This window comes from Chroogloeocystis siderophila 5.2 s.c.1 (assembly GCF_001904655.1).
Taxonomy (GTDB): domain Bacteria; phylum Cyanobacteriota; class Cyanobacteriia; order Cyanobacteriales; family Chroococcidiopsidaceae; genus Chroogloeocystis; species Chroogloeocystis siderophila.
Window position 1 is genome coordinate 193,738 of sequence record NZ_MRCC01000009.1, and the last position, 15,266, is coordinate 209,003.

General features: G+C 43.4%; 13 protein-coding genes. 8 read left to right on the forward strand and 5 right to left on the reverse strand.

What is annotated here, in order from left to right:
- Nucleotides 1-36: 36 nt before the first annotated feature.
- Both dnaG and NIES1031_RS12960 read left to right on the forward strand, forming a co-directional pair.
- Complete coding sequence (dnaG, locus tag NIES1031_RS12955) at nt 37-1,968, forward strand: DNA primase (RefSeq protein ID WP_073549804.1); 1,932 nt, start codon at nt 37-39, stop codon at nt 1,966-1,968.
- A gap of 163 nt (nt 1,969-2,131) precedes the next feature.
- Nucleotides 2,132-2,869 carry a calcium-binding protein gene (locus NIES1031_RS12960; RefSeq protein ID WP_236738825.1) on the forward strand — a complete coding sequence of 246 codons (738 nt, stop codon included), beginning with the start codon at nt 2,132-2,134 and terminating at the stop codon, nt 2,867-2,869.
- A gap of 261 nt (nt 2,870-3,130) precedes the next feature.
- Here NIES1031_RS12960 and NIES1031_RS12965 read toward each other — a convergent pair whose 3' ends face one another.
- Nucleotides 3,131-3,637, reverse strand: coding sequence for a pentapeptide repeat-containing protein (locus NIES1031_RS12965; RefSeq protein WP_073549806.1), 507 nt, complete (start codon nt 3,635-3,637; stop codon nt 3,131-3,133).
- A gap of 38 nt (nt 3,638-3,675) precedes the next feature.
- Here NIES1031_RS12965 and NIES1031_RS12970 point away from each other — a divergent pair, with 38 nt between their 5' ends.
- Entirely contained in the window at nt 3,676-4,158 is a 483-nt protein-coding gene (locus tag NIES1031_RS12970) for a YraN family protein (RefSeq protein WP_073549807.1), read from the forward strand.
- A gap of 50 nt (nt 4,159-4,208) precedes the next feature.
- Here NIES1031_RS12970 and NIES1031_RS12975 read toward each other — a convergent pair whose 3' ends face one another.
- Nucleotides 4,209-4,598, reverse strand: coding sequence for a hypothetical protein (locus NIES1031_RS12975; protein WP_041918745.1), 390 nt, complete (start codon nt 4,596-4,598; stop codon nt 4,209-4,211).
- Nucleotides 4,599-4,883: 285 nt separating this feature from the next.
- Between NIES1031_RS12975 and queA the strand changes: the two genes are divergently transcribed.
- From queA to NIES1031_RS12990, 3 genes are all read left to right on the forward strand, one after another.
- Entirely contained in the window at nt 4,884-5,969 is a 1,086-nt protein-coding gene (gene queA, locus NIES1031_RS12980) for a tRNA preQ1(34) S-adenosylmethionine ribosyltransferase-isomerase QueA (protein WP_073549808.1), read from the forward strand.
- A 108-nt stretch (nt 5,970-6,077) separates the two neighbouring features.
- On the forward strand, nt 6,078-9,146 hold the full coding sequence (locus NIES1031_RS12985; protein ID WP_073549809.1) for a tetratricopeptide repeat protein: 3,069 nt from the start codon (nt 6,078-6,080) through the stop codon (nt 9,144-9,146).
- Nucleotides 9,147-9,287: 141 nt separating this feature from the next.
- On the forward strand, nt 9,288-9,509 hold the full coding sequence (locus tag NIES1031_RS12990; RefSeq protein ID WP_073549810.1) for a hypothetical protein: 222 nt from the start codon (nt 9,288-9,290) through the stop codon (nt 9,507-9,509).
- A gap of 9 nt (nt 9,510-9,518) precedes the next feature.
- On the opposite strand, the gene NIES1031_RS12995 is transcribed toward NIES1031_RS12990, so the two are convergent.
- Nucleotides 9,519-10,589 carry a spore photoproduct lyase family protein gene (locus tag NIES1031_RS12995; RefSeq protein ID WP_073549869.1) on the reverse strand — a complete coding sequence of 357 codons (1,071 nt, stop codon included), beginning with the start codon at nt 10,587-10,589 and terminating at the stop codon, nt 9,519-9,521.
- Between the two features lie 175 nt (nt 10,590-10,764).
- Here NIES1031_RS12995 and NIES1031_RS13000 point away from each other — a divergent pair, with 175 nt between their 5' ends.
- Together NIES1031_RS13000 and NIES1031_RS13005 are read left to right on the forward strand one after the other, a co-directional pair.
- A complete protein-coding gene (locus NIES1031_RS13000; protein WP_073549811.1) occupies nt 10,765-12,324 on the forward strand; it encodes a phytoene desaturase family protein in 1,560 nt (519 codons plus the stop codon).
- 36 nt (nt 12,325-12,360) lie between these two features.
- Nucleotides 12,361-12,996 carry a transaldolase family protein gene (locus tag NIES1031_RS13005; protein WP_073549812.1) on the forward strand — a complete coding sequence of 212 codons (636 nt, stop codon included), beginning with the start codon at nt 12,361-12,363 and terminating at the stop codon, nt 12,994-12,996.
- 91 nt (nt 12,997-13,087) lie between these two features.
- On the opposite strand, the gene NIES1031_RS13010 is transcribed toward NIES1031_RS13005, so the two are convergent.
- Nucleotides 13,088-13,783, reverse strand: a complete 696-nt coding sequence (locus NIES1031_RS13010; protein ID WP_073549813.1) for a potassium channel family protein — start codon at nt 13,781-13,783, stop codon at nt 13,088-13,090.
- 118 nt (nt 13,784-13,901) lie between these two features.
- Nucleotides 13,902-15,236, reverse strand: a complete 1,335-nt coding sequence (locus NIES1031_RS13015) for a TrkH family potassium uptake protein (RefSeq protein ID WP_073549814.1) — start codon at nt 15,234-15,236, stop codon at nt 13,902-13,904.
- Nucleotides 15,237-15,266 lie beyond the last annotated feature (30 nt).

Sequence of the window (15,266 nt, forward strand, 5' to 3'; positions counted from 1 at the left end):
TACCAGTCTCGCTCAAACACTGCACTAATTAGATCAATGCAAATTCCGCGCCTGCATCCAGACACAATTGAAGAAGTTAAGCAACGAGTTGATATCGTCGATGTGGTATCAGAACACGTTGTTCTGCGCAAGCGTGGTAAAGATTATGTAGGTTTGTGTCCTTTCCACGACGAAAAAACTCCGAGTTTCAGTGTTAGCCCAACGAAGCAGATGTATTACTGCTTTGGCTGTAACGCTGGAGGAAACGCCATTAAGTTTTTGATGGAAGTCGGGAAAAGTTCGTTTAGTGAAGTTGTTTTAGATTTAGCGCGGCGCTACCAAGTACCCGTACAAAGCCTCGCACCCGAACAACGCCAAGAACTACAGCGTCAATTATCGTTACGCGAACAGCTTTACGAGATTCTAGCGATCGCTGCTCAATTCTATCAACATGCCTTACGTCAACCACAAGGAGAAGCCGCGCTAGAGTATCTGCAATCGACTCGCAAACTCAGCCTAGAAACCATTCAGCAGTTTGGGTTAGGTTACGCACCGACAAGCTGGGAAACGCTTTATCGCTACTTGGTAGAACAAAAGCACTACCCTGTGCAACTTCTAGAACAAGCAGGATTAATTCGCCAACGACAATCAAAAAACAGTTATTACGATTATTTTCGCGATCGCTTGATGATTCCGATTCATGATATCCAAGGACGGGTCATTGGTTTTGGTGGCAGAACTTTAGGCGATGAGCAACCCAAGTATCTTAACTCGCCAGAAACTCAATTATTCAACAAAGGAAAAACGCTGTTTGCCCTCGATCAAGCCAAATCGGCAATTTCGCACGCAGATCAAGCAGTCGTCGTCGAAGGCTATTTTGATGCGATCGCCCTCCACGCCGCCGGAATTACGAACGCAGTAGCTTCGTTGGGTACAGCGTTGAGTTTAGACCAAGTACGCCAATTATTACGCTACACCGAATCAAAACAACTTGTGCTGAACTTTGATGCTGATGCTGCGGGAACGCAAGCCGCAGAACGCGCGATCAGCGAAATTGCAACTCTTGCGTATCGTGGTGAAGTCAGTTTGCGGATTCTCAATTTACCTGAAGGTAAAGATGCTGATGAATATCTACATACCTACACGCCTGAACACTATCGCGAGATATTACAAAAAGCTCCATTGTGGTTAGACTGGCAAATACAACAAATCGTAGCAAACCGCGACTTGAAGCAAGCGGATCAATTTCAGCAAGTCGCCCAAAAAATGGTGAAGTTGCTTAAATTAATTGATAACAGCGATACGCGCAATCATTATATTTTTCGCTGCGCCGAGTTATTGAGTTTAGGTGATTCGCGCCTGATATCCCTACAAGCTGAAACTCTATCGCAGCAAGTCACACCTGTTCAAAGCAACCGCAAACCCCAACCATTTAAAAAGCAGCAGCAATCATCAGCTTTTCCCCTGACAAGCGATCGCAGTCTCCTCGAACAAGCCGAAGCTTTACTACTACGCATTTACCTACATTGTCCCGAACATCGTCAAGCAATTACTGAAGCTTTACAAGCGCGAGATCTACAATTTAGCCTCTCGCATCATCGATTTTTGTGGCAACAAATCTTAGCAGAAACTGCATTAGAAAATAACCCAGTATCATCTGACGCATCAGATCCCTTATTCTCGCGCCTCCAAACCCGCTGCTTACAATTTGAACGAGAGATGACTTCAATATCACACTTATTTTACTTAGATGAGAAAACTGAACACGATCTGCTGCGTGCGACTCAAGGAGTACAAGCAGCGATCGCGTGCATGGAACGCGTCATGTGTGAAAAACGCTATCGCTTATACCTCGAACTTTGGGAAGCAATCGATCCAAAAGAAGATCCAGAGCGATCGCGATCATACTATGAACTCCTCTACACCGAACAGCGCCGCTTACAACAATTAGATCGACAACGCCAATTTTCCCTCACCGATCTCATTTAACAGCACCAGATTAATGTACGGGCAAGGCAATGCCTTATCTTCTAATCTCTACGACACCACTGCATAAAACTAGAAAGCTACTCCTATATACCTACAGAGCATACGAGATAACCAAAACGTATCGCTCATAAACTACAGCATTTATGAATTAGGAGTAAAAACAATGGCGAACATCAATGGCACCATTTTCGATGACAGCATTAATGGTACAAACTACAGCGACAGCATATTTGCTAATGATGGTAATGACTATGTAAACGGTAAAGACGGCAAAGATGTGATCGATGGCTGGAATGGTAACGATACTCTAGATGGTTGGAAAGGGAACGATACGCTCTATGGTTGGTATGGCAATGACGTACTATACGGCTATGATGGCAACGACAAGCTATACGGTGAAGCTGACAATGATACCCTTTATGGCGAAGCTGGTAACGACTTACTCGACGGTGGTTCCGGTGCTGATGCGATGTATGGCGGCACAGGTAATGATACATACATTGTCGATAGTTTTTACGATACCGCTATCGAGTACCAAAATGGTGGAAATGATACCGTTAAGTCTTCTGTCAGCTTTACCCTCGGCTCGTATGTCGATAATCTCACCCTCACAGGCTACGACGCAATTAACGGCACTGGCAACAGCTTGAATAACAAAGTTGTTGGTAATACTGATAACTTCATTGATGGCTTGTCTGGTAATGATAAACTCTATGGAGATGCCGGAAATGATACTCTACTAGGCTACTACGGCAACGACTACATTGAAGGAGGCGCAGGCAACGATCGCATTGTCGGTGAATATGGTTACGATACGCTTGTAGGTGGCGCGGGCGCAGATACCTTTGTTTTCTACTCTCCCTTCGTAGGAGTTGATACAATTAAAGACTTCAAGTATTGAGAGGGAGACAAAATAGAAGTCTCCGCTTCTGGATTTGGTATCACTCCAGGTGTCAACCAGTACAATGGTTTCAATTTCAACGGCGATACGGGTGCTTTATCGTTCAACGGCACGCAGTTTGCCACACTTCAACTCGGTTCAGGCTTTGTTCCTAGCTTGGACATTACCATTGTTTAAACATAATTGTTTTAATGACTTTAGGCAATCCTTTATGTGGATTGCCTAATTTTTATGTCTTCGTTCAGCTATAAATAAGTCACTTTAAAAACACATCAAAGTTTCCCGTGTTTCTCGCCCTGTTGTTGGGTTAGTTCCTTTCGCTACTTTGCACAGCTTGTCTTGTTCGTCTCGGCGCAACAACACGTCAGTAAAGTCAGCCCCATCAATAATCGCCTTGTCAAATTTAGCATTTGCCGCAAATGCACCTTCTAAAACCGCATCCTTTAAATTAGCATTACTCAACCGCGCTGAATCTAACGTTGCATTCGTCAAATTTGCGCCTTCGAGATTAGCTGACTCTAAGTTCGCTGCAAATAAACTGACACCTTCTAAATTTGCGTGGCTGAAATTGCTGTTACGCAAATTGGCATGATTAAAACTAGAGTCGGTTAAATCACGCCCTGAAAAATCAGAGTTCAGTAAAATTTCTTTGTTGTAATCAAGTGCGATCGCACTGGGAATACTTATATACAGTGGAGACGCGATCACACTCACAACTAGCACCCAAAATGCTATCCAGCGACATACCCTGAATATAGTCTTTACCATCCAATCCTCTCGCCTATAAATCATTCTTATTCCAGCCAATGACAAACCCTCCTGCTTCTTATTATCCCGATATTGGTGTATTAGGAGAAGACCTCGTTGCACAATGGTTACAATTACAAGGTTGCAAAATTCTGCATCGTCGCTGGCGCTGTCGTTGGGGCGAACTCGATATCGTTGCCCAACAAGAAGCTACCACACCATTCGTTACTTTTGTCGAAGTTAAAACTCGTAGCAGCGGAAATTGGGATGAAGGCGGGTTATTATCGCTCACACCACAAAAGCAAGCTAAACTTTGTCGAGCAGCAACTTTTTACTTGACTCAATACCCCAACTTAAACGACTTTCCCTGTCGCTTTGATGTTGCTTTAGTCTACTGTCAACGCTTTAACACTCACTCACCACCACCAATAAATAAGCCAGCAATCTTTGAATCGCTGGCACTACAAGTTAGAAATACTAAATTCAAATTACTCTTGCAAGAATACATTCTCGCAGCATTTGAATTTTATTCAAAGTTGTGAATCCTCAAGAGTTCTGACTAAAGGTGTCTTTACTCAACATTCATCACTCTTTAAGCCAAAGTTTCTGGGCAATAACCTAATCCTCGTACAAATTGCTGGCGGAAAGCTTCAATCTCTTCGCGCTCTGGGCTACCATGAGAGACTATGGCAACTTGATAGCGACGCATGACATCAATCGGTGATTGTCCAGCTTCTAAACTCCAAAGCGCCATATTGACACGCATGGGAGGTTCGTAGGGAATTCCCAGTTCATTGAGAAATGCCCGAAAGTCTCCATCATCTTGAGCATTTAAGGGCGAGTTCATTTTGACTTTTACCACCCAGCCATCAATTTGATGGATCACGGTTACAAATCTGACCGATAAATGCTGCACTTTGTGTAGATATTCAACAATTCTCAAAGTGAGGCTGGCGTTTGCGAGGTAGTAAAGGTATTCCATTTCCGTGGTTGGGAGACGCACCAATCCGACACTTCTATTGTGCCGAAGATAGGCGCTTCATTAATAGGGGAAAACCACCCAATTTAACCTGGGTAGATTCACCCAATTAAATATGTAAGTATGAATTGTAAAAAATTAGCGAAAAAAATCTGCAATCCTACGGTATTTAAAAAGAACAAGATGTGCCTATAAACAATGTAAAAGCTGCGATGGCTTGGCGAAATCAGTAATAATACGGATTTTCGAGTTGAAAACGGCAATACTGTAATATTTACACTCAAGACTATGTTGCGTCAATTATCTGCTCAAGAACAAGACAGCTTATTATCTGCATACGATTATGAATTACCCGAAGAGTTAATTGCCCAAAATCCCGCAGTCCCTAGAGATAGCGCGCGCTTATTAGTTGTTGATTCCACACGCCATCACCATCATCGATTTTACGAGTTACCACAACTGCTGCGATCAGGCGATTTACTGGTGATGAACAATACAAAGGTAATACCCGCACGGCTATATGGGCGTAAGCAAAGTGGTGCAGATGTTGAAGTGTTACTCTTAGAAGAACGCCAGCACAATCAATGGTTAGCCTTAGTCAAACCAGGAAGGCGTTTACCGCCAGGCGCAACGATTGTATTTGCAGGAAATGCAACCGATCCTTTAAGTGCAACTGTATTAGAAATCGACGCAGCGACTGGGGGGCGGTTGTTGCAATTTGATGTTCCGCCAGCAATGTCTTTGCTTCAAGTGTTAGATCAATACGGGCAAGTGCCTTTACCACCTTACATTACAAATTCTCAAGCCACCAGCGAACAATATCAAACAGTATATGCCGAGCAACCTGGTGCTGTCGCCGCTCCGACGGCTGGGCTGCATTTTACTCCAGAGTTACTCACGCGCCTCAAAGGTAAAGGAATCCGTACCGCTTTTGTGACACTACACGTCGGCGTGGGAACCTTTCGCCCTGTAGAAGTAGAAGACATCACAACGCATAAAATGCATGGGGAATGGGTAGAAGTCAGTGCAGATACTGTTGCGCAAATTCGCGAGACACAAGCCCAAGGCGGGAGAGTGTTTGCAGTGGGAACCACAGTGGTACGCTCATTAGAAGGTGCCGCAGTTTCAGGAGAATTACAACCTTTTTGCGGAAAAACCAACTTATTTATTTATCCTGGTTATCAATGGCGCGTTGTCGAAGGATTGATTACAAACTTTCATCTACCTAAATCAAGTTTGCTGATGCTGGTAAGTGCATTAATTGGACGTCAGCGCCTTTTGGCATTGTACCAAGAAGCGATCGCCGAGCGCTACCGCTTTTACTCGTTTGGTGATGCGATGTTGATTTTACCGCAATTTGAATCGATGTGTTGAGTTGCTTTCTTGACAATTGAGCGTAAAAATCGAAAATAGACGTCAATTTTGATTAACCTGGAAAAGATACCACGATCGCGAAAAGTGGATCAGCAGGCAAAGGGAACTATGAAGCGCAAGCAAAAACAGATTTTAAAATCTCTATCACACGGCAGTGGTGTTTTTCTGTCTACTTTTTTACTGTCGGTTGGTGCTGTTGGTTTTGCTAACGCCGAATCCGTTATTCCCGATGCTTCTGAATCCAGGGCGGAAACAACTGTTTTAGCGCAACTTCAGCCACAATCTCCGCCAACAGCACAGGGAAATGTGCAGTCAATATCGCTGACGAATATTTTACTTGCCACTTTAGTTGTGCTACTAGGTGCCGCGTTAGTTTCACTATTTTTATTACGTAAGTTTATCATTCGCGGTGTAGCTGATATTGTGATTATACGGCTGAAAGAACTTGAAGACGTTCAAAATGAAATTGCTAATGCCGATCGCAAAATTCAGGGTATCTTACAAGATGCGGAAGAAATCTTAGACGAGATTAACCACGAAGCCGAAGAGTTACAGCAAGAAATTACTGCCCAACGGGAAAATTTATCTCAAGTACTCGCTCATCTTTCGCAGTCACAGCAACAAGTAACAGCAAAATTAGAGAATCAATTCAAAACTTCAGCACAAGCAATTAAAAAGCTAGAAAATGAGTTTGCAGCGCAATTAGCAAGTCTCAAGCAACAAACGCAGCAGCAACAAACTTTAATTTTACAGAATCTCAAACAGCTACAAGATGACTTTTCACCGCATCTTTTAGAAATTAGAGCCGAAGTTCAAACGCAAAAAGATACAGTTCTACAACATCTAGAACAATCCCGCGTAGAGTTAATCAATCAATTAACACAAATTCAACAACAAACCGAGCAACAACGTAATGCAATTTTTCAAAACCTAGAACAAATTGTATCTGAATTTACTCCTCAAATTTCAACATTACACACCGAAGTTCAAGCACAAAAAGATACCGTTATTCAAAATTTACAACGTTCAGAAACCGAATTTGCTGAACAATTAGCACAAATTCAAGAACAATTACAAACACAACGCCGTAATATCTCGCAAGATATTGAACGATTGTTAACAGAGTTTAATCCGCAAATTTCTGAAATTCAATCAGAAATTCAAAGCCAGAAAGATGTTGTACTAGAAAATATCCGACAATCAGAAGTAGATTTAGCTGAACAGTTACAACAAATTCAGCAACAAGCTCAACAACAATACGATGAAACGCTAGATAATTTAGAACAACTAGCATTAGGTTTTAGCCCAGATATATCAGAAATTCAAGCGGAAATTCAAGAGGAAAAAGACGCAATTATCCAAAGCTTACAGCAAGCAAGAAAAGAATTCGCTGTGCAACTTGCACAACTTCAACAACAAGCACAAAAACAGCGCGATTTCTTATTAAAAAATTTGAAAAAACAAGCATCAGAATTTGTCCCGCAACTAACAGAAATGCAAGCTGATGTGCAAGATGAGAAGGATGCAGCTATACAAAGCATCAGACAAACAGAAGCTGAATTTGTCTCGCAAATTTCCGAATTACAATCAGAAATTCAAGAACAAAAAGGTGATGCTGTCTATCAACTAGAAGGTATAGAAACTGAGATAGAAGAACGAATTGGAAGTTTGCAAGATGAAGTGCAAAAACAACAAGAGCTTATCAGAAAAAATCTGAAGCAGCTAGAGGAAAATTTAGCACCCTATTTATCAGAAATTCAAACGGATGCTGTAGAGAAGTTACAGCAACAAAAAGATGCAATGTTAGAGAATTTGCAGCAACTCCAGACAGAAATCGCCGAACAAATCAAAGAATTTCAAGCGCGGATGCAAGCACAAATCGAGCAAGAAATTCAATCGCTGCGATCGCAAGCAACCGAGTTTGCAACTCAAGTCAGCGATTCGCAATCAGGAGTAAAATCGCAGCAAAATGCAACAATCGAAAATCTGGAAAAATTAGCTTCCGAGTGGTCTAATCAACTCACAGCACTTCAATCAGAAATCACGAATCGCAAGGAATTAACGCTAGAAAACCTTGATAAATTAGAAAATAGACTAGAAACAGAACTTGCAGAAGTTAAATCGGACGCACAAGCGCGAAAAGAGCAGATTCTTCAACAATTGGCAGAAATAGCTCCAACATCAATCGCCGAAGCTGCATTAGCTGACGTATCACAGCAAATTCAAGCGCTATCCGAACAATTGGAATTGCTCAAAACCAACTATCCGCAGTTATTCATGCGCCCTGATGATTATATTAATCAGGGAAATGCGTTATTCGCTGAAGGACGTTATCAAGAAGCGATCACCGCCTACGAACAGGCGCTAGAAATTCAACCGAATAACCCAGATGTGTGCTATCAGCAAGGTTTAGCTTTGTGGGAACTCAAGCAATACGAGTCAGCGATCGCCGCGTTTGACAAAGTCCTCGAAATCAAGCCTGATGACGCAGCAAGTTGGTATCATCGCGGGCTAGCGTTGAAAGAACTAAAAAGATACGAAGGCGCATTTGCAGCATTTAGTCAAGTGATTCAAGTTCAACCAGAGAATAGCGATGCGTGGTTTAATCGCGGGATTGTTCTCAGTCGGATGAAACGCTATAAGGATGCGATCGCATCGTACGATAAAGCGATCGAAATCAATCCGAACCATCATCTCGCGTGGGTTGATCGCGGGGTAGCCTTAGGCAAACTGCAAAATCACGAAGAAGCTTTTCAATCGTTTGATCGCGCGGTACAAGTCAAACCAGACGACGCGGTAGCTTGGATGAATCGCGGTATGGCGTTAGAAGTTCTCGAAAGATTAGAAGATGCGATCGCATCATACGATAAAGCGATCAAATGCGATCCCGACTACTACAAAGCTTGGAACGCTAAAGGCTATTTACTCGTTCAACTAGAGCGCGATCCAGAAGCTTTAGAATGCTTCGATCGAGCTTTGCAAATTCAGCCAGACTATCCTAATGCTTATTACAACAAAGCAATTTGCTACGCCTTCCAAGGACAAGTCAAATTAGCCCTAGAAAACCTCCAAAAAGCAATTGAACTCAATCCCAAGTATCGCGCCGAAGCCAGCAGCGATCCTGATTTTGAAAGTATTGCCAATACTCGCAGTTTTCGACAGTTAGTTGAAGGGTAATAGATGAAGCAGCTTCAGGAGCAGAGGGGCTTCAGGAGAAATGATTATTACCTATTTTATTAGTCCGCGCACCATCTAGAACTTTGTTTATCAAGCTGCGACACGAGTCGCCAGGCGTTTTCAGTAAGGATGATACCGTAAATGCAACGAGACAAAATGTTATGGCTAACCAAAGGAGTCGCAGGGTTACTCTGCGTTGGTTTTGGCTTGAGTGTCTTTGGAGAAGCTTTAAGCCGCAAAATCAGTGGTGAAGGTTGGTTTTGGATTGGGACACTCAGCCTTGTATTATTCAACTTTGGTTTATGCTTAATGTTTGATAGCCATAACCACCAACTGCGCATGCAGCAGCGTAGAAGTGATTAGCTTCACGCATTATGTCCAATACAGTATCCGCGCTTCAGGAAAACGGCGTGCAATTTCGCGCTCAAAAAAGCGACGTAGCGTTTTCATGTCGTCGGTATCATAAACATACTTTGTACCGCCAAACTTGTTACGCTTAACGCTTCGCTTTTCTTCTTCCATATCAAGCTTCGAATGCGGATACCAAGTTTGTAAGACTTCTTTTGACTTAGGCGTGAACCGATGCGAAATTAACTCAAAAGTCAAATCGCAACTAAAGTCCAAAGTTGTACTCATTTCATCGAATAGCTGCGTGTAGTGCAATTCCCAGTCATCAATGAGCATAATTGGTGCAATAACGATACCAACGGGATAACCACCACCGCCTTGACTGTGTGGTAAAGCTAATTTGCGCAAGGCTTGCAGGCGCGATGCGACAGATGCGGTACCGCCTTCAAACCGCCCTGAAACAGGTGCAGCATTAACACTGACACGACACCGAGTATGTCCATTGTGCGGCAAGTCGATTAACTCATCAACCGCATCAAACTTAGAAACCCAGCGCAGGTGAGCATTACGACGCGTACCAAAGTAGCGAATACACTCAGCTAAACTACCTGTAAGGTGTTCAATACCGAGTGGATCGGTATAACAACTCACTTCAAATGTTGTTGCAGTACCAGGGCGTTCGTAGGTTGCCAAGTTTTCTAGAATTTGCGGTAAGTTAGCAAATACGCGAATTACTGGTGGACCTTGGAGACTACCTGCAAGATAACAATATTGACAATGTGCTGGACAACCCTCTGCAAGGTGAAATTGCCAATCGGCTGAAGGGGGAATTGGGCTTAGCTTGAAATGACTCGGTGGCGCGGTAACGACTGCAAGTGTCCGCTTAGCGATTTGATACGTCTCGCGTTCAGAATCACCGCGTAAACCGGAAAGGCGATTTTGCGGTAGTTCCTCGATGGGTAAGTTAAGTGCCTGTACGCGTGATAAAATTTGTTGTCCCCACGGTTGATCAAGTGCCGCAGGTGTAAATAAGACACGTTCTGGCATCCATAAGCGCGAAGAGTGTGCTGCTGGTTTAGTTAAAAGACTTGTCATTACGAAGCTTGTCGCTGTGATTGACATACTTCGATCTTAATTGCTGGACAATAGACTTGTAAGCTAATTCTGTAGCGGGTTTTACGCTATTTTTTGTCGCGATCGCTCCCTAGATCTGGCAGACACTAATGGCAATTACAATTATTGTCAGCAGTTACCCCAGGAAGCGCCCAAAATGTTTTCTCATGCAAATGCTGATACAGATGTGATTATCATTGGTAGTGGTATCGGTGGTTTAAGCTGCGCCGCATTACTCGCACGCTATGGCTTTGCGGTGACAGTCTGTGAAAGTCATTCGATTCCTGGGGGTGCAGCCCATGCGTTTGAGCGTCAAGGCTTCAAATTCGATTCAGGACCATCGCTCTACTCTGGTTTATCTTACTCACCTTCGCCGAATCCTTTACGTCAAGTCTTAGATGTGATCGCTGAAGAACTTCCGTGTACTAATTACGATACGTGGGGTTGCTGCTTACCCGAAGGTGATTTTGATACGACTGTTGGTGCTGAGCAATTTTGTGAAGTTCTAGCAAGGTTGCGCGGCAATCAGGCTGTTGCAGAGTGGCGCGAGTTACAGCGCGTCATGGAACCGCTTTCGGAAGCGGCGATCGCTTTACCGCCAGCGGCGTTACGTTTCGATCTCGGTGCAGTACTTACTGTGGGGCAATTTCTTCCGGCGATCGCTCCTCACGCTACAAATATTTTTAAACTCACTGGACCATTCTCGCGCATTATCGATGATGTGATTCGCGATCCTTTTATTCGTAATTGGCTAGACTTACTATCCTTTTTACTTTCTGGACTTCCTGCGGATAGTACTAGCGCCGCTGAAATGGCGTTTATGTTTGCTGATTGGTATCGTCCTGGTGTCAAACTAGATTACCCCATTGGGGGTAGCGGGGCGCTGGTTGCGGCTTTGGTAAGGGGATTTGAACGTTACGGCGGTAAGTTGCAGTTAAACGCACACGTTGAGCAAATTCTTGTTGAAAATAATCAAGCTGTAGGAGTGCGACTACGGGGTGGGAAACAACTGCGATCGCGTCGTGCGGTAGTTTCCAATGCCTCGATTTGGGATACGCTCAAACTGTTACCGCTTGAAACTTTACCAAAATTCCGCAAGCAGCGCCAAGCAACTCCTGAATGTGATAGCTTTATGCATCTTCATCTAGGAATTGATGCAACAAATATTCGCTCTGATTTAGCTTGCCACTACATTGTCGTTAACGATTGGGAATTAGGAGTTACTGCACCGCAGAACGTTGTGCTGATCTCGATTCCATCATTACTCGATCCGTCGCTTGCACCCGCAGGAAAGCACGCCATTCACGTTTATACACCTGGAAACGAACCGTATGCAATCTGGGAGGGAATGGATCGTCGCACGCAAGCTTACACGCAACAAAAGCAAATTCGCGCCGAAGTGATGTGGCAAGCTTTAGAACGCATTATTCCTGATATTCGCTCGCGTTGCGAAGTCACCTTAGTAGGTACGCCCCTAACCCACGAACGCTATTTACGGCGACATCGCGGTTCGTATGGTCCGGCAATTTCTGCCAAAGAAGGTTTTTTCCCAGGATCGACAACGTCACTACCAGGCTTATTGTGCTGTGGAGACTCAACGTTTCCTGGAATTGGTTTACCTGCAGTCGCGGCTAGCGGTGCGATCGCTGCAAATACACTCGCCCCCGTTACCAAGCATCTCGAATTTCTGCGGGATATCAGGGTTAGCAAAGCTTAGGCTAGGTTAAGAGAAGTAGTCGATAAGAGAGAAAATATGGCAATTTATCTTGATTCAGCGTTAGTATCTGAAGCTGAAATAGCCAATAAAATCGGTTGGGTGAGAGGAATTACGACAAATCCAACATTGCTCTCAAAAAGTGATTTACCGCCAGAAATCGCACTCAAAAAGCTCACAGCGTTGACTTCTGGACCTGTTTTTTACCAAGTTATGGCACATGAACTCGCAGATATGCTTAGCGAAGCGAGAAAGGCGCGTGAAATTATTGGCGAACAAACTATTTTAAAAATTCCCGCAACATCTGTAGGGTTTCAAGCTGTAGCGCGTTTGTCTTCCGAAATTGATTGTTCTGTAACGGCAATTTATAGTGCAGCCCAAGCCGTGATTGCAAGTGAAGCTGGTGCGAATATGGCGATCGCCTACGTTAATCGTGCAACTCGCTTATTAGGTGACGGTATTGCCTTAGTGCGCGATATGGCAAGTGTCCTAAAAAATAGCAAGACTGAAATTTTAGCAGCGAGTATCAAATCGCCGCAGGAAGCCGCTGCGGCGATTCAAGCCGGAGCAAATCACCTGACGCTACCTTTAGCGATGTTACAAGCAATGACAATCCATGAGTTTTCTGAAATAACGGTCGAGGAGTTTACTCAAAATGGTATTGGCTTAAATTAAAACGAGGCTTTTGGCAATCTGATCAGGTTGCTGGACTTTGTTTATATAACAGCGAATTTATTCACAATTCTTTTTTCTGACCTTTGTGATACTATATCGGCAAACGATTGATATCTCGATTAGAGCCAATGACAACCATTGCGCTTCCTTTTTCGAGGCGATCATTAGGTTCAGGATTGATGACAAACTTGCCGTTATGGCTGACGGCGATCAAATTTAACCCGAAGCGACTGCGAAGTTTCAAGTCAGCGATCGTTTTGCCGTGAAATTCATCAGGAACAATGATTTCTACGATACTATTATCTGGGTCAAGGTCAAAGCGGTCTAAAATTGATGGTTTTGTGAGCGATCGCGCTAGCGCACATCCTGCTTCATACTCTGGAAAGACGACGTGATCGGCTCCCACGCGCTGAAGTAACTTGTAGTGCACTTCCGAAGACGCTTTCGCAACAACGTGAGGAACACCACCTTCTTTCACGTTTAGTGTCGTCACGATGCTCTCTTCAAGATAGTTACCAATCGCAATAATTACCGTATCAAATTCAAAAACTCCCGCTTCTTTTAGTGCTGTGGGTTGCGTCGAATCGAGTTGAACAGCATGGGCAGCGATCTGATCAGTCAAGACTTGAGCAACTCTTTTTTCATCAATATCCGTTGCTAACACATCATAACCCAAATGATACAGTGTCGAACATACCGCTCTACCAAATCGCCCTAGCCCGATCACCGCGAATTGATGATTACCTTGGCGCAGACTGCGGAAAAAACCTAAAGAAGATAGATTCACGCTTGATCCCTTAAACGAGAAAACTCTATACGATTCAAACCATGTTTAAAATGCTTGATTTCTACCCTAGCAGTGTATGGTTCGCTTCGTAACTAGACAACAAATAATTCTTCTATAACTATCCTACTAATAGGTTTTCTTCAGGGTAGTGAATTGCCCGCGGGCGCGGATCTCCTAACAGTGCAGCCATCAGTAGCAAAATTCCGACTCGTCCTACATACATTGTCGCGATTAAAATGAGCTTACCAGCGCCAGAAACACTCGCAGTGATTCCGGTTGACAGCCCCACTGTGGCAAACGCAGAAACAACTTCAAACAAGATTTGGATAAAGTTTACCGTCGGATCTGTGATCGAAATTAAAATGGTTGCCAAAATCACTGTTATTGTTGAGCCAACGACAACACCAATAGCCTTTAATATCAATGATATCGGAACTTGCCGCTGATACATTTCGACTTCTTCTTTACCTTGTAAAATTGCTTTAGTACAATTTGCTAATACTCTGGCTGTGGTTGTTTTAATTCCGCCGCCAGTCCCACCAGGACTTGCACCAATAAACATTAAGGCAATCGTTAAAAAGAGTCCAGCAGTTGTCATGCGACCAATATCTATGGTATTGAAACCTGCGGTTCGCGTTGTAACTGATTGAAACCAAGCTAAAACTAATTGGTTGCCAAAACTAATATTACCAAAGGTGTCAGGATTCCTAAGTTCAATAAATAGAAAAGCGATCGTTCCCATAACAAGTAATGCTAACGTTGTACTTGTTGCTACTTTAAAGTTGAGCGAAAAGACCGCACGATGTGGTTTTTTCAGAAAGCGATCGCGCATCCATAAATACATCTCAAAAATGACTGGATAGCCGATACCACCGAGAATAATCAACAGCGAGACAGGAATAATTAGCGGTAAATAAAACTGATATCTTACATAACTATCAGGAAATAAACTAAATCCTGCATTATTCCAAGAATTAATGCTATGAAAAATTGCTAGCCATAAAGCTTGGTTGAATCCATAATCAGCGTTGAATATTGGTAGTAGTAATAAGACTCCTGTAATTTCCATAATCGCTGTTAAAGCAATTATAGAGCGTAGAATTTGCGTACTACCGTGAATTCCTGGGCGATCTAAAGATTGTTGAATCGCAATTTTATCTTTAAGGCTAAATCGCCGTCCCAAGAGAAGTAAAAGAAAGGTGTTGGCTGTCATATAGCCGAGTCCACCAATTTGCACCAACATTAATAAAAAAAGCTGACCCCAGAACGAAAAATAGGTTCCGGTGTCTTCAACAGCTAATCCTGTGACGCAAACCGCAGAAGTTGCTGTAAACAAGGCAACAATGGGGTCATTCCACGTTCCGCTGCTAGTCGAAAAAGGCATCATCAACAAAAGAGTTCCGACAGTAATCACAGCGAGAAAACCGAAGCAAATCGAGCGAGAGACAGTCATAGGTTGGGAAAAAACAAGGGAAAAATCGCA

Excerpts from the sequence above, each read along its gene's own strand:
- dnaG (WP_073549804.1), top strand. The coding sequence starts at position 37 with ATGCAAATTCCGCGCCTGCATCCAGACACAATTGAAGAAGTTAAGCAA.
- NIES1031_RS12960 (WP_236738825.1), top strand. The coding sequence starts at position 2,132 with ATGGCGAACATCAATGGCACCATTTTCGATGACAGCATTAATGGTACA.
- NIES1031_RS12965 (WP_073549806.1), bottom strand. The coding sequence starts at position 3,637 with ATGGTAAAGACTATATTCAGGGTATGTCGCTGGATAGCATTTTGGGTG.
- NIES1031_RS12970 (WP_073549807.1), top strand. The coding sequence starts at position 3,676 with ATGACAAACCCTCCTGCTTCTTATTATCCCGATATTGGTGTATTAGGA.
- NIES1031_RS12975 (WP_041918745.1), bottom strand. The coding sequence starts at position 4,598 with ATGGAATACCTTTACTACCTCGCAAACGCCAGCCTCACTTTGAGAATT.
- queA (WP_073549808.1), top strand. The coding sequence starts at position 4,884 with ATGTTGCGTCAATTATCTGCTCAAGAACAAGACAGCTTATTATCTGCA.
- NIES1031_RS12985 (WP_073549809.1), top strand. The coding sequence starts at position 6,078 with ATGAAGCGCAAGCAAAAACAGATTTTAAAATCTCTATCACACGGCAGT.
- NIES1031_RS12990 (WP_073549810.1), top strand. The coding sequence starts at position 9,288 with ATGCAACGAGACAAAATGTTATGGCTAACCAAAGGAGTCGCAGGGTTA.
- NIES1031_RS12995 (WP_073549869.1), bottom strand. The coding sequence starts at position 10,589 with ATGACAAGTCTTTTAACTAAACCAGCAGCACACTCTTCGCGCTTATGG.
- NIES1031_RS13000 (WP_073549811.1), top strand. The coding sequence starts at position 10,765 with ATGTTTTCTCATGCAAATGCTGATACAGATGTGATTATCATTGGTAGT.
- NIES1031_RS13005 (WP_073549812.1), top strand. The coding sequence starts at position 12,361 with ATGGCAATTTATCTTGATTCAGCGTTAGTATCTGAAGCTGAAATAGCC.
- NIES1031_RS13015 (WP_073549814.1), bottom strand. The coding sequence starts at position 15,236 with ATGACTGTCTCTCGCTCGATTTGCTTCGGTTTTCTCGCTGTGATTACT.